Here is a 20004-nt window from a genome sequence, read left to right on the forward strand (position 1 = left end):
TTATAGATATTTTTATATTTAGTAAAAATTTTAATAATATTTTTTAATAAATTTAGTTTTGTTTTTTAAAATTGTTTTATTATTTTATTTAAAAATTTTTATATAATAATTTTTATTAATATTTTGTTATTTTTTTTAAATTTTTTAAAAAACATTATTATTAAATATTATAATACAATTTTATGAAGTTATTTTAAAATATTTTTATAGGAGACAATTATGATAAAATGTGTTAAAAATATTAAATTATATATTTTATCTATATTTTTTATTTTTTTAATTGTTTTTTTTAATTTTTCTATTTGTTGTGAAAATAAAAAAAATAATATATACGATAAATATATTCCTAGCTTGTCTAATACTATTGATAAAGTAATGCCATCTATAGTTAGTATAGATGCAGAAGGATCAAAATTTTTTCATAAAAAGAAAAATAAAAAAATTTACGATTATAATTTTAATAATACAAATAATAACATTAATGAAAAATTTGAAAAAAAATATTTTAATTCTTTAGGTTCAGGAGTTATAATAGATGCAAAAAATGGTTATGTAGTTACGAACAGTCATGTTATTAAAGATACATATCATGTAGAAGTTAAATTAAATGATGGTAGAATATATGACTCAGAAATAATTGGTTCAGATAATAACTCAGACATAGCATTAATAAAATTAAAAAAAGCAAAAAATTTAGTGGCTATAAAATTTTTTAATTCTGATAAAGTAAAAGTTGGAGATTATTCAATAGCTATTGGAAATCCTTATGGTTTAGGAAATACAGCAACTTATGGAATTGTATCTGCTATTGGAAGAAATGGTTTAAATATTGAAAATTATGAAAATTTTATTCAAACTGATGCAGCAATTAACAAAGGTAGTTCAGGTGGAGCCTTAGTTAATTTAAGAGGAGAGCTCATTGGTTTAAACACTGCTATTTTATCACCAAAAGAAGGTAATATAGGAATAGGTTTTTCTATACCTTCTAATATGGTAAAAAATTTAATAAAACAAATAAAAAAATATGGAGAAGTTCAAAAAAGAGAGTTAGGTATAATAGGAATTGAAATAAATGAAGAAATATCAAAATCTATGCATTTAAAAGTAAATAAAGGAATTTTTGTTAGTAAAGTAATTTCTTATTCATTGGCTGAAAATATAGGTATACATCCAGGAGACATAATAATTTCTTTAAACAAAAAATTGGTAAAAAATTTTTTTTCTTTTAAAGCAGATATATACTCTTTTCCTATTGATAAAAAAATAGAATTAAAATTAATAAGAAATGGCAAGATAAAAAATTTTTTAATAGAAGAAAAAGATTTTATATCATTTAATGTTAGTAGTAAAAATATATATAATAAAATACCAGGTTTGTTAATATCTATTACAAAAATAAATGGAAACAATATTATTAAAGTAAAACACGTAAAATTAAATAGTTATGCATATAAATATGGATTTAGAAACAATGATATTATAATTAATATAAATAATAATTATATAAATAATTTTTCTAAATTGGATAATTTTGTTTCTAAGAAAAAAAATATGTCTGTTTTTTATATAAAAAGAGGAAATAATAATATATATCTTTTTATGAAATCTTAAAATTTTTTGTTCTTCCGATAAAAATTTTTGTCAGAAGAACAAAAAAATATTTTTATAAAATATTTTAAATGTTTAAAATTTTCTTAAAATTTTATTTATTTTTGTTTTATTTAATGTTTTATAATCTACATTTTTCACTATCACTGCACAATATAAATTATGTGTTTTATCTTTAGAAGGAATAGATCCTGGAACTACAACAGAACCACTTGGAATTTTTCCATAACTTATTTTTTGTGTGTCTCTGTTGTATATTTTTGTACTTTGACCTATATATACTCCCATTGATATAACTGATCCTTTTTCTACTATTACTCCTTCGACTATTTCTGATCTAGCTCCTATAAAACAATTATCTTCTATAATTGTAGGATTTAATTGTAACGGCTCTAAAACTCCTCCTATACCAACTCCTCCTGATATATGTACATTGTTTCCTATTTGTGCACAAGAACCTATAGTAGACCATGTATCTATCATAGTATTTTTTCCTATGTATGCTCCTGTATTTATATAACAAGGCATAAGAACACTTTTTTTGTTTATAAAAGCTCCATATCTTACAGTAGCTTGAGGAACTACTCTAACTTTTTCTTTTTCAAATTGTTCATCGTGATAATCTGTATATTTTAATTTTATTTTGTCATAATATGTTGTTTCTAAACTATGAACTATTTTATTTTTTGAAATTATAAATTTTAATAGTATTGCTTTTTTTATCCATTCATTAGTTTTCCATGAATTTTTTACTTTTTCTGATACTCTTATAGATCCATTATCTAACATTTTCATTGTTTTATTTACAGCATCTATTAGATCTTTTTTTTTATTCTTTATTTTTATTTCTTCTCTTTTTTCAAAAGCATTTTCTATGATTTCTATTATTTTTTGCATAATTTTCTCTCATTATATTTTTTTAATTAAAAAAATTATAAACATTTTTATTATAACATTTTTTATTTTTTATTTATTAATATTTTATTTATCTTTTCATTTTTTTGAAAAGTTAAAATATTGCATCCTGAATTTGTAACTATTATAGTATGTTCATATTGTGCTGAATAGCTTTTGTCTACTGTTTTAACAGTCCATCCATCTTTACAACAATATACTTCTTTATTTCCAAAATTTATCATAGGTTCTACAGTAAATGCCATACCTTTTTCTATTATTGTTTCTTGTCTTTTGTCATAATGATGCAATATTTGTGGATTTTCATGAAATTTTTTTCCTATTCCATGACCACAATATTCTTCTACTATAGAAAATTTTTTTTTTGATATATATTTTTGTATATTTTTACCTAATTTTGAAATTTTTATACCTGGCTTTATTAATTTTAAAGCTATATATAAACTTTTTCTTGCAGATTTACATAATCTTTTATATTTTTTATTTACTTTTCCAACCATAAACATTTTAGAAGCATCTCCATGATATCCATTTTTTACTACAGATACATCTATATTTACTATATCTCCATTTTGTAATTTATATTTATTTGGTATTCCATGACATACTATATTATTTACAGATATACAAGTAGATTTTGGAAATCCTTTATAACCTAGACATGCTGGTATTGCTTTTTGTTTATTTATTATGTAATCGTGACATATTTTGTCTATTTCTTCAGTTGTTATTCCTATGCTTATATATTTTTTTATCATTTCTAAAACTTTTGCAGTTAATCTTCCAGATATTCTCATTTTTTCTATTTCTTCTTTAGTTTTTATTTTTATTTTTTTCATATTATAATTGTTATTTTATTTAAAAATTTATTTTAATTTATAATATAATATAAAGTAAGTTTTACAAAAATTTTTTAAATTTATTATTTTTATATAAAAAAATAGGAAAATATATTTTTATGAAAACTATATCTATGAAAGATATGATAACTTCTGGAGTTCATTTTGGTCATCAAACTAGATATTGGAATCCTAAAATGAAACCGTTTATTTTTGGATCTCAAAATAAAGTTCACATTATAAATTTAGAAAAAACTTTACCATTATTTAATAATGCTATTATAGAGTTAAAAAAAATGTGTAGTAAAGGAAATAAAATTTTATTTGTTGGAACTAAAAAAGTAGCTTCTAAAATAATAAAAAAAACTGCTGTTTCATGTAAACAATTTTATGTAAATAATAGATGGTTAGGTGGAATGTTGACAAATTGGAAAACGGTAAGACAATCTATTAAAAGATTAAAAGATTTAGAATCGGAATCTTTAGATGGAACTTTCAAAAAACTTACAAAAAAAGAAGTATTATTAAAAGTTAGAAAACTTAAAAAGTTAGAGAGTAGTTTAGGCGGAATAAAAAATATGGGTGGTCTTCCTGATGCATTATTTGTCATAGATGCTGATTATGAAAAAATTGCTATTTCTGAAGCTAAAAATTTAGGTATTACAGTTTTTTCAATAGTAGATACTAATTCTAGTCCTGATGGAATAGATTTTATAATTCCAGGAAATGATGATTCAATAAGATCTATAAAGTTATATTTAAATGTTATAAAAGAAGCAATATGTGAAAAAGAAAATCAAGTTATAAAAAAAATATAATTTTTTATATAAAATAAAATCTATAATTTAATTTTGTATATTTTAGGAAAGAAATTTATGAAAAATGTTTCTTATAGTATAATTAAAAAATTGCGAAAAAGAACTGGAATAGGCATTTTAGAATGTAAAAATGAAATAATAAATACTAAAGGTAATATAAAAGAAGCTATTTTTAATTTAAGAAAAAGAGGAATTATAAAAGCAGAAGAAAAAAAAATAAATAAAACTAACAATGGTATTATACTTTCTTCTATTAAGAATAATTTTGGGGTAATATTAGAAATAAAATGTCAGACAGATTTTGTTTCTAAAAGTGAATATTTTAAAAAATTTGGAAAAAAAATATTAAAATATTCTATAAAAAATTTTTGTAAAAATATAAATAAAATAAAAAAAGTTTTTGAAAAAGATAGAATTAAACTTTTAAATAAAGTTAATGAAAATATTTTAATTAATAGATTTTATTATATTTCAGGAAAAAATATTTATAGTTATGTTCATTGTAATAGAATAGGAGTATTGATATCTGCATATAGTAAAAATAATTATAAAAATTTTAATATAGATGAAAATATTTTAAAACAAATTGCTATGCATATAATAGCTAAAAAACCTAAATATTTGACATTTAAAGATATTCCTAAAGAAACTATTGATAAAGAAATTATAATTCATTCAGAATTGACTAAAAAATTAAAAAAGCCTGTAAAATATTTTAATATAATAGTAAAAGGAAAAGTCAAAAAATTTTTTTCTAAATTAATTTTAATGGAACAAAATTTTGCTATAGATGAAAAGAAAACTATAGATCAATTTACTAAAGAAAATAATATTGTAATAGAAAATTTTATAAGATTAGAGATTTAAAAAAAAAATATAAATTTAAAAATTTTTAGAAGCTGTTAAACAGCTTCTATAATATTTTTTCGTTAATTAATATTTTATATATTTTTATATAAAAAAGTATATAATATATTTAAATATTTTCTATATTTTTAAAAATATTTTGTTGAGGTATATTTTGATTAATTATGCTAAAAATTATGCTACAAAAAAAATGATTTTTTGTATTGATTGTTTTAAAAAAAAAGTAGATTTAATAAGAGCTGGTGTAGCTAATATTTCTCTTATAGAAAATATTAAAATAGAATGTTATGGAAAAAAAGTTTTTTTAAATAAAATTTCTAGAATTATTGTTCATAATAATAGAACTTTAAAAATAAATTTGTTTGACGAATCTTTAAAAAATAATGTAATAAATTCAATATCCAAATCTAATATTGGTTTAACTTCTTATGAACAAAATAATAATATATTTGTTTCTGTACCTTTTTTAACTAAAGAAAAAAGAATTCAATTAATAAAATTTGTTTATAAAGAAGGAGAAAATGCAAAAATTGATATTAGAATAATTAGAAGAGATATTAATACAAAATTTAATAATATGTATTTAGATAAAAAAATTAATAAAGATGATAAATATAGAATAGAAAAAATAGTACAAAATATAACAAATGATTTTATAAAAAATATTGATTGTATATTAACTTCTAAAAAATTTGATTTAGAAAATTCTTAATAGTGTTTATTATATAATATATTTAAAAATATTTTAATATTTTTTAAATATTTTGTTTTAAAAAAAATGTTTAATAATATATTATTTATATATTTTATTATATATTTTAAATTATTAAAATGACAAATTATAAAAATCTTTTAAGTTTTTCTCCATATAAAAATCCAATGTTGTTAATAGACAAGATAATGTATATTAAAGAAAATATTTTTATTAGATCTTTTAAAACAATTAAAAAAAATGATTTTTTTTTAAAAAAACATTTTTTTAAAAATATAAATTCAGTTTATCCAGGTGTTTTAATTTTAGAATTTTTGCATCAATCTTCTTTAATGTTAATTTATAAAAGTGAAAAGTTTAATAATTATAAAATGTTTTATTTAGCTAAAATAAAAAATGCAAAATTTTTTTTTCCAATTTTATATAAAGATAATTTGTTTGGAGAAGTAAATGTTGTAAAAAAAGTTTTAAATATGTACATATTTGACGGAAAGGTAATTGTAAAAGACAAAATTGCATGTATTTCAAGATTTTCATGTATTATAAAGTAATTTTTTAAAAATATTTTTGTTTAGAGACATTATGAAAAATTTTAAATTTGTTCATTTAAACTTAAGATCAGATTATTCTATTACAGATGGATTTAATAAACCAAAAAATTTGTTGAAAAAAGCTTTTGATTTAAATATGACTGCTTTAGGTATAAATGATTTTGGAAATATGTTTGGAATATTAAAATTTTATAATATTTCTCATTATTATGGTATAAAACCAATATTAGGAATTAGCTTAAAAATAAAGTTTTCAAATGAATATGTTAAAGTAATTTTATTTGCTAAAAATTATTTTGGTTATAATAATTTAATTATAATATCTTCAAAATTACAAAAAAATAATTTATATAAAAAAAAAAAAATAAATTATATTAATTCAAATTTTTTAAAAAATAATTCAGAAGGTTTATTATTAATAATAAATTTTGATTTTTTTTATAAATTTAAAAATTATTTAGAAGAAAAAAATACTTATATTTTAGAAAAATATTTAAATTTTTTCAAAAAATATTTTTATGATTCTTTTTATTTAGAAATAGTTAGAATAAAAATGTTTAATGAAGAATTTTTTATACAAAAAATATTAAAAATTTCTTATATTTATAATATACCGGTTGTAGCTACTAATAAAGTAGTATTTATTAATAAAAGTGATTTTTATGTTCATAAAATAAGAGTGTGTATAAGTAAAGGAATATCTATATCTAATATAGATAACAATTATAATTATACTAAAAATCAATATTTTAAATCTGAAAATAAAATGTTAAACTTATTTTCTGATATATACGATTCAGTTAAAAATAGTGTTGAAATATCAAAACGTTGTAATGTGATTTTTTCTTATAAAAAATATTTTTTACCAAAATTTTTAAAAAATAATTTATCTTCTGAAAAGTTTTTAATAAAAAAATCATATTATGGTATGAAAAAAAGATTAAAAACTATTTTTTATAAAAAAAAAATAAATAAAAATATTTTAGAAAAATATTATAAAAGATTATCTTATGAATTAAAGATAATAAATAAAATGGGTTTTTCTGGTTATTTTTTAATAGTAATGGAATTTATACTATGGGCTAAAAAAAAAAATATTCCAGTTGGTCCTGGGAGAGGGTCAGGTGCTGGATCTTTAGTAGCTTATGCATTGTTTATAACAGAAATTAATCCTATGGATTTTAATTTATTGTTTGAAAGATTTTTGAATCCAGAAAGATTATCTATGCCTGATTTTGATATAGATTTTTGTATGGAAAGAAGAGATGAAGTTATTAATCATATTGCTAAAGTATATGGAAAGGATTATGTTTCTCAAATAATTACTTTTGGAACCATGTCTGCAAAATCTGTTATAAGAGATGTAGGAAGAGTTCTTGGTTATCCTTATGGATTTATAAATTATATTTCTAAATTAGTTCCAATGAATTTTAGAATTACTATAAATGAGGCGTTTCAAAATCAAGAAGATCTAAAAAAATTGTATGAAAAAGATATAGATATAAAAACTATAGTAGATATATCTAAGAAATTAGAAGGAGTAGTAAAAAATGTAGGTAAACATTCAGGTGGAGTAATAATATCTCCTAATAAAATTATTAATCATGTTCCTTTATGTTTTGACGAAGATTGTAATAATTCTATAACACAATTTGACAAAAATGATTTGGAAAAACTTGGATTAATAAAGTTTGATTTATTAGGATTAAGAACTTTAACATTAATACAAAGTACTTTATCATTAATAAAAAAATCTAATTTTAATAAATTTATAAAAATAGATATAAATAGAATAGATTTAACTGATAAGAAAGTTTTTAAATTATTCAAAAATGCTAATACAATAGCTATATTTCAATTAGAATCTAAAGGAATGCAAAGTTTAATAAGAAAAATGAATCCTAATTCTTTTGAAGATATAATTGCTTTAGTTGCATTGTTTAGACCAGGCCCATTGCAATCAGGAATGGTTAAAAATTTTATTGACAGAAAAAATGGTATAGAAAAGATATATTATCCTGATAAAAATTGGCAAGATATTTCTTTAAAGCCAATTTTAAAGTCTACTTATGGAATAATTTTATATCAAGAACAAGTAATGCAAATAGCTCAAATTTTATCTGGATATACTTTAGGAAACGCGGATATTTTCAGAAGAGCTATTTCTAAAAAAGATCCAAAAGAAATGAAAAAGCAAAGAGATTTTTTTAATAATGGAGCAGTTAAAAAAGGAATAAATAAAAATTTTTCTTCAAAAATTTTTGATTTATTAGAAAAATTTGCTGGATATGGATTTAATAAATCTCATTCTACTGCATATGCTATGATAACATATCAAACAATGTGGCTAAAAACATATTATCCATCAGAATTTATGTCATCAGTAATGAATGCAGAAATAGATAAAACAAATAGATTAGTTATTCTTATAGATGAATGCAGAAGGATGAAGATAAACATAATTTCTCCTAATATAAATTATAGTTTTTATAATTTTAATGTATATAAAAATAATATAATATATGCTTTAGGAGCTATTAAAGGAATAGGAATGTCTTCTATAAAAGTTATATTAAAAGAAAGAAATAAAAATGGTATTTTTAGAAATATATTGGATTTATGTATAAGAACTTCTTGTAAAAAAATTACTTTTTCTATACTAGAAAAATTAGTATTTTCTGGATCTTTTGACTGTTTTAATTTAGACAGATTTGTTTTAAAAGAATCTTTAAAAAGTATAATGAAATTGTCTATTCAATATATTAAAAATAAAGATTTTATTAAAAATAATTTGTTTAATAATATATATGAAGATTATAATAATATAATAAAATTTAAAAAAAAATGTTTATTAAATTTTACTGAAGAAGAAAAAATTAAAAAAGAATATTTGTCTTTAGGTATGTATTTGAGTTTACATCCTGTTACAAAGTATTTAAAAGAAATAAAAAAATATAAAAAAATTATAAGAATAAGAAAAATATATAAAAAATGTTTTTTGAATAAAACAGTATCAATTTTTGGGATAATAAGTTCTTTTAGAAAAATTATATCTAAAAACAACAATAAAATTATATCAGTTATTTTAGATGATTGCTTCCATAAAATAGAAATTATATTTTTTAAATTTTTTAAAAATAGATATAAACAATTTATACAAAAACAAAAATTTATATTTATAAAAGGAAAAATAGTTTTTGATAAATTTTTGAATAAAATTAGAATAATAGCTATTAAATATAATAATTTAGAAGAATTAAGAAATAAATATTTAAATAAAATTATAATATTTATAGATATTAATATTTTAAAAAAAAATATTGAAAAAAATGTTTTCTCAATAATTAAAAAATATAATTATGGAAATTTATGTATAAAAATTTATAAAAATAGTTTTAATAATTTAAAAAAATATTTTTTGGTAAAAAGTTGTTTTGTTTTTCCTAAAAATGAACTTTTTAATAAATTAGAATTATTTTTAGGAAAAAATTTTTTTAAAATTTTAAAAAAATAATTTTTTTTTTATCATTTTTTTAATTTTTTTTATAGATATTAATTTTTTTATGTTAGATATTCTGTTTCTATATTCTATATATTTTTTTTTCAAATTTATTTTATTAATAATAATAATATGGGTTATTCCAATTAGTTCTGATTCAAAAAACATTTGTCCTGGAGAAATTTTTCTATCTTCTATTATTACTTCTATATTATTTTTTTTAAATTTTTTATAAATAATTTCTGAAATTTTATTTACTTTTGTTTCTTTATGTTTATTTATAGGTAATATAATTACTTTAAATGGAGAGATTTTTGATGGCCATATAATTCCATTTTTATCATAGTTTTGTTCTATTATAGATGGTATTAGTCTACTAATTCCTATTCCATAACATCCCATTTTTATAATTTTTTTATTTTTTTTTTTATTTTCTATAAAAAAATTAATTTTTTTAGAATATTTTTTTCCAATTTGAAATATATGAGCTATTTCTATACTTTTTTTTATTTTATATTTTTCTTTCCATAACATATTTTTTTTTATTTTTAAAAATTTTAATTTTTTATTTTTATTTATTTTTTTATATATATAAAAACTTTTTGTTTTTAATATTTGTGAATCTATTATAATATTATTTTTTTTTTCAAATATATTATTTGAACTTTTTATTTTTTTATAAAATTTTTTTATATTTTTTTTTTCTTCTAACTGAATTGTATTATCTTTATAATATTTTTTTATTTTTTCTATATCTAAAGTAAAATCTTTATTTATCATTGCTATTATATAATTTTTATTTTTATTAGATTTTATTAAAAATATTTTTATAAAATTATTTATTTTTTTTAATATTGTATTTTTATTTTTTTTTACTATTTTTTTTATGTATATTTTTTTAGCAATGTTATTTTTATTTGATATTAATATATTATTTTCTCCATATTTAGAAATTGAATGAAATTCATGAGATATGTTTCCTCCCATTTTTTTTGATTCTGTTTTTATTACATAAAATTTTATTTTTAAGTAATTGAAAATGTTTATATATGATCTATAAATTTTTAAATACGTTTTTTTCATAGATTTATTTTCTATGTGAAATGAATAAGCATCTTTCATAATAAATTCTTTACATCTTATAGTTCCTGCTTTTGGTCTTATTTCATCTCTATATTTTGTTTGTATTTGATAAAACATTATAGGAAATTTTTTATATGATTTTATTTCTTTTGAAAATATATATGTTACAATTTCTTCATGTGTAGGAGAAAGTACAAAAAATTTTTTTTTTCTATCTATTACTTTAAATAGTTCATTTCCAAAAATTTTTTCTCTTCCACTTTTTTTCCATAATGATAAAGGTTGTAAAACAGGCATTATTATTTCCATAGCATTATTTCTTTCCATCTCTTCTCTAATTATTTTTTCTATTTTTTTTATTATTCTTACTCCTAAAGGCAAAAAAGTATATATTCCAGATGATATTTTTCTTATTAATCCTGATCTTAACATCAATTCATTTATATTTGTTTTCTTTTCATGTTTTTTTCTTCTTATAAAAAATATATATTTACTAGTTCTCATTTTTTTTCCTATAAAATTTTTATTATATAAATTTTGTAAAAAATTTTATATATATTTTAAAATATTTTAATTATATAATGTTATTTATATAATATAAGTTTTAAATTTATTATAATATAATTTTGGGTTAATTATGTCTGAAAATAATTTTGATGAAGATAAAACTGAAGATCCATCTGAGCATAAATTAAAAAAGGCTGAATCAGAAGGTAAAAGAATAAATTCTAAAGAATTAAATTTTTTATTATTTTTATTTATAAATTTTTATATTTTTTATATATTTAAGAATGATATTTATTATAATTCTATAAATTTTTTTATAAAAAGTTTTAAATTTGATATTTTTTCAATTAAAGAAAATGTTTTTTTAAATTTAACATATTTTATAAAAGAAAAAATATTATATTTTTTATTTTATTTATTATTACCTTCATTAGTTAACATATTAATATTATTTTTATATGGAAAAATAAGATTTAATATACAAAATATAAATTTTAATTTTAAAAATTTAAATATATTTAATAGAATTCAAGAAAAATTTTCTTATAATATGTTTTTAGAATTAACTAAAATATTAATAAAGTTTTTTTTTATAATATTAATTTTTTCATTTTTTATTTATAAAAAAACTTTTGAAATATTAAATATTTTTTTTATTAATGATTATAATGTAAATATTTTTTATTTTTTTAAAACATTTATTTTTTTTTGTTTAGTTGGAATGTTTTCTTTTATACCAATATCTATTATAGATTTTTATTTAGAATATAATAGTTATTATGAAAATTTAAAAATGTCTAAACATGAAATTTTAGAAGAATTTAAAAAAATAGAAGGAAATCCAAATGTTAAAAATATTTTAAATAGAAGAATAAAAGAAAAATTTAACATTTTAAAAAATTATAATATTTCTAAATCAGATGTTATTTTATTAGATTATTCAAATCATTTTTGTATTGCTATAAAATATGATAAAAATACTATGAATGCACCTAAAATATTAAGAAAGATTTCTAAAGAAGAAATACATAATGTAAAAAAAATTGCATCATTAAATATGATACCTATTCTTAAAAATACTGAAATTACTATGAAATTACATAAATATGGAAAATCAGGGAAATATATACCAGAAAAATTATATATGTCAATTGCAGAAGTTATAAATTGGTCATGGAAAATGAAAAAATGGATGTTGTCAGGTGGTAAAAAACCAATATTTAATAAAAAAATATAAATTAATTTTAAAAATTTAGAGATAATAAAATATGATATTAAATTTTTCAATGTTTAAAAATATTTTAAAAGATATTAAAAAAATTAGTTGGAATTTATTTTATGCTCCAGCAACATTATTAATGTTGCTATCTATGATAATATTACCATTACCTACATTTTTATTAGATATATTTTTTACTTTTAATATAGTTTTATCTATTATGATTCTTTTATCTTCTATGTTTACAAAAAACATAATAGAATTTATTTCTTTTCCTACTATATTGTTATTTTCAACATTACTAAGATTATCATTAAATATAGCTTCTACTAGAGTAATATTAATAAATGGTCATCTTGGATATTCATCTGCTGGAAATGTTATAGAATCTTTTGGACATTTTTTAGTAGGAAATAATTTTTTTACAGGAATAGTAATATTTATAATATTAATTATAATAAATTTTATAGTTATTACTAAAGGATCAGGAAGAATAGCTGAAGTTGGTGCTAGATTTGCATTAGATGGAATGCCAGGTAAGCAAATGTCTATAGATGCTGATTTAAGTTCAGGTATAATAGGTGAAAAAGAAGCAATAAAAAGAAGAAAACAAGTTTCTCAAGAATCTGATTTTTATGGTTCTATGGATGGTGCTAATAAATTTGTAAGAGGAGATGCAATAGCTGGAATATTAATTATGTTTATAAATATAATTGGTGGTATATTAGTAGGAACTATACATCATAATATGAATTTTTATAGAGCTTTTGAAACTTATTCTCTTTTAACTATAGGTGATGGATTAGTTGCTCAAATTCCTTCTTTATTAATATCCACTTCTGCTGGAGTTATGGTTACTAGAATAAGTACTAACAAAAATATAAGTGAACAAATTATTAGTCAACTCTTTAATAGTTTTAAAGTATTTTTTTTTAGTAGTGTTGTATTATTAATTTTTGGATTAATACCTGGAATGCCTAACATAATCTTTTTATTTACATCATTAGTTTTATTTATGTTTGGAGCTATTTTATATTTTAAGGACGATTCATTTAATAAATTAAATATTAAAAAAATTTATAAATTTAAAAAAAAATTAAAAGATGTATCTTGGAAAGACGTTGTAATAGAAGATACTATAAGAGTAGAATTAGGAAAGGGTATATTTAGTTATTTAGACAAAGTAGAAAAAAATAATATGATCAAGAAAATTCAATTTATTAGAAAAAATTTTGCTAATAAAATTGGTTTTTTACCATCTTATGTAAACATAAAAAATAATTTTTTATTAAATGAAAATGAATATGTAATATATATAAAAGGAGCAGAATTTTATAGAGGTGAATTATTTTACAATTTAATTATGATAATTGACAATAATAAAAAAATTAAAATTTCTTTTCCTTATATAAAAAAATGTTTAGATCCTATATATAATATGAAATCTTTTTGGATAAAAAAAAAATATGAAGAAGAAGCTAAAAAAAATGGTTTTACTGTTATAGATTCTTCTTCTTTATTAGTTTCAAATTTGAATAATATTTTAAAACAAAATTTAGATGAACTATTAGGTTGTTATGAAACACAACAATTGTTAGAAAATTTAAATTCAAAAATACCTAAGTTAATAGATGAATTTATTCCAAATGTTATTAGTTTATCTACTTTTAATCAAATACTAAAAAATTTATTGCATGAAAATGTATATATAAGAGATATTAGAACTATAATAGAAACTTTAATACATAATGCTTCTGTTACAAAAAATCCTAATGAGTTAACTAGTATAGTTAGAATTTCATTAGGAAAATTTATTTCTCAACAAATTTTTAAAAATAAAAATGAAGTTAAAATAATAAGTTTGGATGATCAATTAGAAACTATATTAGAAAGATCTATAAATAATAAAGATGTTTTTGAGCCAGATTTAGCTAATAAAATATTACTACAAACTAAATTAGCTATAGAAAATCAAATAAAAATTAATGGTTTTTTAGTTCTTATAGTTAATCATTCATTAAGATTTATTTTATCAAAATTTTTAAGACAAAAATTTTATATGTTACATGTATTGTCTTTTTTAGAAATACCAAATAAATTTATTATAAAATCTACCAGTATAATAGGAAAAATGTAATGTTTAACATTTTTTATAAAAAATTTTTTATATTTTTTTAATAGTTTTTATTCCTAATAAATTTAATCCTATTTTTATTATTTTAGAAATTATTAATATTAATTTTATTCTACTAATTTTAATTTTTTTATCTTTTTCAGATAAAATGTAATACTTTTCATAAAATTTTGAAAAATTTGTAGATAAATTATATAAATAATTACATAATATATGAGGATAACTATTTTTTGATATATCATCTATTATTTCTTCAAATTGTAAAATTTTTATAGATATTTTTCTTTCTTCTAAATTTGTAATAATAATTTTATCTTTTATTTTTTTTATATTAATTTTTGATTTTTTTACTATAGAGAAAATTCTAGAATATGCATATTGTATATATATATAAGTGTTTCCATCTAATTTTAAAATTTTTTTCCAATTAAAAACATAATTTTTTTTTCTATTTTTAGAAAGTTCAAAATATTTTATTGCACCTATTCCAATTATTTTTGATCTTTTTTTTAATATTTTTCTATTTATTTTATTATTTTTTTCTAAAATTATTTTTTTAGATTTTTTTATTGATTTTTTTATTAAATCATATAATTTTATTGTTTTTCCTTTTCTTGTCATAAATGGTTTATTTTTTTTGTTTAATATAGTGCCAAATTCATAATGATTTATAGACAAATTTTTAGATATATATTTTGCTTTTTTAGATATTTCTAAAACTTGTTCTAAATATCTTTTCTGTCTATAATCTATATAATACATTATTTTATTTGCTTTAATAATTTTTGATCTATGTTTTATACATGCAATATCTATTGTGGAATATAAAAATGTTTTATCTTCATTTTGTATTATTACTCCCATTTTTTTTCCTAATTTATTTTTAAATTTTTTTAGATAAACTATTAATTTTCCATTTTTTTTTCTTGCAATTTTTTTTTTTTTTAAATCCAAAATTATATTTTTTAACATATTTCTATAAAAACTCTCTCCTTTTATATGTTTAGATTTTAATGTAATGTTTAAAGTTTTATAAATTTTTTTATTTTCTGATAATGTTATATTAACGATTTTTTTCCAAACAGATATATATTTTTTATTATTTTTATACATTTTTATTAAAGATTTTTTAGATTTTTTTTTAAAATCTTTAGATCTATTAAATTTTCTTTTTGATTTTTTATAAATATCTTCTAGTTCTTTTAATTTTATTTTTGATATATTTTTTATATTTTTTTCTTTTATATATGTTATAAGCATTCCATATTGATGCCCCCAATCTCCTATATGATTTTCTCTAATTACATTATGTCCTAAAAATTCCATTATTCTTACCATTGCATCTCCTATTATTGTAGATCTAAGATGACCTACATGCATATTTTTTGCTATATTTGGAGAAGAATAATCTATAACAATTTTTTTTTTATTTTGTTTTTTTATTTTTAATCTTTTACAAATTAGTATATTTTCTAGTCTTTTTTCAATAAATTTTGAATTTATAAAAAAGTTTATAAAGCATGGATCAGAAACAGTAATTTTTTTTAAAAAATTTTTTTTATTTATATTTTTAGCAACATTTTTAGCAAATTTTTTAGGATTTTTTTTTAATTTTATTGCTATTTTCATTATTCCATTAGACTGATAATCGGATTTTTGTTTATTAGAAGATTTTATAATTATTGGATCACAATTTTTTTCAGATCCATTTAAAATTAATGATCTTATTGTTTCTTTTATTATTTTTTCTTTAATTTTCATATTTTTCAAAAAAAAATTAATTTATATATTTTATTATATTATAACAATTTTTTTTTCATATTTTTTTTTAAACAATTTTTATTAATAAAAAAATTATGAGAAATTAAAATAAAAATTGTTGACAAAACTAAAAAAAAAATATAATCTTATTAAAGTAAATTAATAAACGTTCTTTAAAAAATATTAGAAAATTTGTGTGGGTACGTCTTTTTAATTAAGAAAATATATTAATATTTTCATTGATTTATAAGTAATATTTCAATTTTTAAAATTGAAGAGTTTGATCATGGCTCAGATTGAACGCTGGCGGCAAGCCTAACACATGCAAGTCGTGCGGCAGCGAAAAAAGTTTTTATAATTTTTGTCGGCGAGCGGCAAACGGGTGAGTAATATCTGGGGATCTACTGAAAAGAGGGGGATAACTGTTGGAAACGACAGCTAATACCGCATAATGTTTTAGAACTAAAGCAGGGGATCTTTTATTAAAGACCTTGCGCTTTTTAATGAACCCAGACGAGATTAGCTTGATGGTGTGGTAAAAGCATACCATGGCTATGATCTCTAGCTGGTCTGAGAGGACAAACAGCCACACTGGAACTGAGATACGGTCCAGACTCCTACGGGAGGCAGCAGTGGGGAATATTGCACAATGGGCGCAAGCCTGATGCAGCTATGCCGCGTGTATGAAGAAGGCCTTTGGGTTGTAAAGTACTTTCGTTAAGGAAGAAAAGTAATAGATTAATAATCTTTTACCCTGACGTTACTTAAAGAAGAAGCACCGGCTAACTCCGTGCCAGCAGCCGCGGTAATACGGAGGGTGCTAGCGTTAATCAGAATTACTGGGCGTAAAGAGCACGTAGGTTGTTTATTAAGTCAGATGTGAAATGCCTAAGCTTAACTTAGGAACTGCATTTGAAACTAATAAACTTTTAGAGTATCGTAGAGGGAGGTAGAATTCTAGGTGTAGCGGTGAAATGCGTAGATATCTAGAGGAATACCTGTGGCGAAAGCGACCTCCTGGACGAATACTGACACTGAGGTGCGAAAGCGTGGGGAGCAAACAGGATTAGATACCCTGGTAGTCCATGCCGTAAACGATGTCGACTTGGAGGTTGTTTCCTAGAGATATGACTTCCGAAGCTAACGCGATAAGTCGACCGCCTGGGGAGTACGGTCGCAAGGCTAAAACTCAAATGAATTGACGGGGGCCCGCACAAGCGGTGGAGCATGTGGTTTAATTCGATGCAACGCGAAAAACCTTACCTGGTCTTGACATCCATAGAATTTTTTAGAGATAAAAAAGTGCCTTTTTTAGGAACTATGAGACAGGTGCTGCATGGCTGTCGTCAGCTCGTGTTGTGAAATGTTGGGTTAAGTCCCGCAACGAGCGCAACCCTTATCTTCTGTTGCCATCAGGTAAAGCTGGGAACTCAGGAGAGACTGCCGGTTATAAACCGGAGGAAGGTGAGGACGACGTCAAGTCATCATGGCCCTTACGACCAGGGCTACACACGTGCTACAATGGTATATACAAAGAGATGCAAATTTGCGAAAATAAGCTAACCTCATAAAATATATCTAAGTCCGGACTGGAGTCTGCAACTCGACTCCACGAAGTCGGAATCGCTAGTAATCGTGAATCAGAATGTCACGGTGAATACGTTCCCGGGCCTTGTACACACCGCCCGTCACACCATGGGAGTGAATTGCAAAAGAAGCAGGTTGCTTAACCTTTTTTATTTAGGAGAGCGCTTACCACTTTGTGGTTCATAACTGGGGTGAAGTCGTAACAAGGTAACTGTAGGGGAACCTGCGGTTGGATCACCTCCTTACAATAATATTCTTGATTATTAAGTAACGTGCCCACACAAATTTTCTAATATATATGTTTGTTCTGATCATAAAATAGGCTTGTAGCTCAGATTGGTTAGAGCACACCCCTGATAAGGGTGAGGTCGGTGGTTCAAATCCACTCAGGCCTACCATATATTTTTTTATGGGGCTATAGCTCAGCTGGGAGAGCGCCTGCTTTGCACGCAGGGGGTCAGCGGTTCGATACCGCTTAGCTCCAATTATTTTGTATATTCATAATCTTCTATAATAGGATTTTTAGAAGCTTTTTTAGCTAATTTATCACAAATTTCATTTTCATGATTTCCTGAATGACTTTTTATCCAAATACATTCTATTTTATGAATTTTATTTAGTTTATTTAATTTTTTCCATAAATCTAAATTTTTTATTTTTTTTTTTCTTATTGTGTTCCAATTTTTTTTTTTCCACTTTTTTATCCATATTGATATTCCTAATTTTAAATATTTACTATCTGTAATAATTTTTACTATACATTTTTTTTTTAAATGTTTTAATCCTTCTATAGCTGCAATTAATTCCATTCTATTATTTGTGGTAAAAAAAAAACCTTTACTAAAAGTTTTTTTATAGTTTTTATATTTTAATAAAATTCCATAGCCTCCAGGTCCTGGATTTTTAATACATGAACCATCTGTATAAATTTCTACAAATTTCATTTTTTTAAAACCTAACTTAATAAAGTTATATAATAAATTTTATATGAAAAAATATAAAAAAAAAATAGTTTTAGATATAGAAACTACAGGGATAAATTCTATTTTAGATAAAAATGTTAAAAAACATAGAATTATCGAAATAGGAGCTGTTGAAATAATAAATAGAAAATTAACTAATAAAAAATTTCATTGTTATTTAAATCCTAAAAGAGAAATAGAAGAAAAAGCTTTTAAAATACATGGAATATCTAATGATTTTTTGTTAGATAAACCTTTTTTTTCTGATATATCAGAAAAATTTATTAATTTTATAAAAGATTCCGATTTAATTATTCATAATGCTTCTTTTGATATAAATTTTTTAGAATATGAATTATCTATAATGAAAAATAAAATAAATAAAATTAATAAAATATGTAATGTAATAGATACATTAATTATAGCTAGAAATTTATATCCTGGTAAAAAAAATACTTTAGATATTTTATGCAAGAGATATAAAATAAAAAATTTTAATAGAAATTTTCACAGTGCTATATTAGATGCAAAAATATTATCTGAACTATATATTAGAATGACAAGAAAACAAAAAAAAATTAATTTTTTTGTAGAAAAAAAAAAATATGATTTACCTAAAAAATATAAAAAAAAGTTTCTTAAAAATATATTAAAATTAGCAAACAAATCAGAAATATTATTACATGAAAAATATTTAAAAAAAATTAAAAAAAATAAAAAATTTTTATAATTTTTTTATAAAAAAATTGATTTATAAATTTTTATATAATATAATATAAAATGTTATTGGTGCGGTAGTTCAGTTGGTTAGAATATCGGCTTGTCACGCCGGGGGTCACGGGTTCAAATCCCGTCCGCACCGAAATTTATAAATATATTATATTTTATCAATTTAATTTTAAATTTTTTATATTATTAAAATGTAAAATTTTTATTAAAAAA

14 protein-coding genes, 3 tRNA genes and 1 rRNA gene are annotated in these 20004 nt (G+C 20.2%); 13 read left to right on the forward strand and 5 right to left on the reverse strand.

Features of this window, described 5'->3' with window-relative positions; all coding sequences use genetic code 11:
• Window positions 1-219: 219 nt before the first annotated feature.
• A complete protein-coding gene (locus RJT18_RS00780; protein WP_343154930.1) occupies window positions 220-1611 on the forward strand; it encodes a trypsin-like peptidase domain-containing protein in 1392 nt (463 codons plus the stop codon).
• A 72-nt stretch (window positions 1612-1683) separates the two neighbouring features.
• Here RJT18_RS00780 and dapD read toward each other — a convergent pair whose 3' ends face one another.
• Complete coding sequence (gene dapD / locus RJT18_RS00785; RefSeq protein WP_343154931.1) at window positions 1684-2505, reverse strand: 2,3,4,5-tetrahydropyridine-2,6-dicarboxylate N-succinyltransferase; 822 nt, start codon at window positions 2503-2505, stop codon at window positions 1684-1686.
• A gap of 62 nt (window positions 2506-2567) precedes the next feature.
• Complete coding sequence (gene map / locus RJT18_RS00790; RefSeq protein WP_343154932.1) at window positions 2568-3362, reverse strand: type I methionyl aminopeptidase; 795 nt, start codon at window positions 3360-3362, stop codon at window positions 2568-2570.
• Window positions 3363-3481: 119 nt separating this feature from the next.
• Between map and rpsB the strand changes: the two genes are divergently transcribed.
• The 5 genes from rpsB (at window position 3482) to dnaE (ending at window position 9824) form a co-directional block, all read left to right on the forward strand.
• On the forward strand, window positions 3482-4180 hold the full coding sequence (gene rpsB / locus RJT18_RS00795; protein ID WP_343154934.1) for a 30S ribosomal protein S2: 699 nt from the start codon (window positions 3482-3484) through the stop codon (window positions 4178-4180).
• A 57-nt stretch (window positions 4181-4237) separates the two neighbouring features.
• On the forward strand, window positions 4238-5047 hold the full coding sequence (gene tsf, locus RJT18_RS00800; RefSeq protein ID WP_343154935.1) for a translation elongation factor Ts: 810 nt from the start codon (window positions 4238-4240) through the stop codon (window positions 5045-5047).
• 154 nt (window positions 5048-5201) lie between these two features.
• Window positions 5202-5759, forward strand: a complete 558-nt coding sequence (locus RJT18_RS00805; RefSeq protein WP_343154936.1) for a ribosome-recycling factor — start codon at window positions 5202-5204, stop codon at window positions 5757-5759.
• 119 nt (window positions 5760-5878) lie between these two features.
• Window positions 5879-6310 (forward strand): hypothetical protein, encoded by a 432-nt coding sequence (locus RJT18_RS00810; RefSeq protein ID WP_343154937.1) that lies wholly within the window; start codon window positions 5879-5881, stop codon window positions 6308-6310.
• Between the two features lie 31 nt (window positions 6311-6341).
• Window positions 6342-9824: a DNA polymerase III subunit alpha gene (gene dnaE, locus RJT18_RS00815; RefSeq protein ID WP_343154938.1), complete on the forward strand. Its 3483-nt coding sequence runs from the start codon at window positions 6342-6344 to the stop codon at window positions 9822-9824.
• Here dnaE and proS read toward each other — a convergent pair.
• Window positions 9813-11396, reverse strand: coding sequence for a proline--tRNA ligase (proS, locus tag RJT18_RS00820; RefSeq protein WP_343154939.1), 1584 nt, complete (start codon window positions 11394-11396; stop codon window positions 9813-9815). The two genes, dnaE and proS, sit on opposite strands and share 12 nt — an antisense overlap.
• A 133-nt stretch (window positions 11397-11529) precedes the next feature.
• Between proS and RJT18_RS00825 the strand changes: the two genes are divergently transcribed.
• Window positions 11530-12636: an EscU/YscU/HrcU family type III secretion system export apparatus switch protein gene (locus RJT18_RS00825; RefSeq protein ID WP_343154940.1), complete on the forward strand. Its 1107-nt coding sequence runs from the start codon at window positions 11530-11532 to the stop codon at window positions 12634-12636.
• A 34-nt stretch (window positions 12637-12670) separates the two neighbouring features.
• Window positions 12671-14755 (forward strand): flagellar biosynthesis protein FlhA, encoded by a 2085-nt coding sequence (locus RJT18_RS00830; protein ID WP_343154963.1) that lies wholly within the window; start codon window positions 12671-12673, stop codon window positions 14753-14755.
• 27 nt (window positions 14756-14782) lie between these two features.
• Here the strand turns inward: RJT18_RS00830 and argS are convergent, their stop codons facing one another.
• The gene (gene argS, locus RJT18_RS00835; protein WP_343154941.1) at window positions 14783-16513 is read right to left on the reverse strand and encodes an arginine--tRNA ligase; all 1731 of its coding nucleotides are present in this window, start codon (window positions 16511-16513) and stop codon (window positions 14783-14785) included.
• Window positions 16514-16781: 268 nt separating this feature from the next.
• Between argS and RJT18_RS00840 the strand changes: the two genes are divergently transcribed.
• The 3 genes from RJT18_RS00840 to RJT18_RS00850 all read left to right on the forward strand — a co-directional run bounded on the left by RJT18_RS00840 (window position 16782) and on the right by RJT18_RS00850 (window position 18584).
• Window positions 16782-18345: ribosomal RNA gene (locus tag RJT18_RS00840) — 16S ribosomal RNA — on the forward strand.
• Window positions 18346-18420: 75 nt separating this feature from the next.
• Window positions 18421-18498 (forward strand) — tRNA-Ile (locus tag RJT18_RS00845).
• 13 nt (window positions 18499-18511) lie between these two features.
• A tRNA-Ala gene (locus tag RJT18_RS00850) sits at window positions 18512-18584 on the forward strand.
• Between the two features lies 1 nt (window position 18585).
• Here RJT18_RS00850 and rnhA read toward each other — a convergent pair.
• Window positions 18586-19044, reverse strand: a complete 459-nt coding sequence (rnhA, locus tag RJT18_RS00855; RefSeq protein ID WP_343154942.1) for a ribonuclease HI — start codon at window positions 19042-19044, stop codon at window positions 18586-18588.
• Window positions 19045-19087: 43 nt separating this feature from the next.
• Here rnhA and dnaQ point away from each other — a divergent pair, with 43 nt between their 5' ends.
• Together dnaQ and RJT18_RS00865 are read left to right on the forward strand one after the other, a co-directional pair.
• Window positions 19088-19792: a DNA polymerase III subunit epsilon gene (gene dnaQ, locus RJT18_RS00860; protein ID WP_343154943.1), complete on the forward strand. Its 705-nt coding sequence runs from the start codon at window positions 19088-19090 to the stop codon at window positions 19790-19792.
• Window positions 19793-19850: 58 nt separating this feature from the next.
• A tRNA-Asp gene (locus RJT18_RS00865) sits at window positions 19851-19924 on the forward strand.
• Window positions 19925-20004: the final 80 nt, after the last annotated feature.

It is taken from the genome of Buchnera aphidicola (Pseudoregma panicola) (genome assembly GCF_039376655.1).
In the GTDB taxonomy this organism is placed as follows: Bacteria; Pseudomonadota; Gammaproteobacteria; order Enterobacterales; family Enterobacteriaceae; genus Buchnera_G; species Buchnera_G aphidicola_C.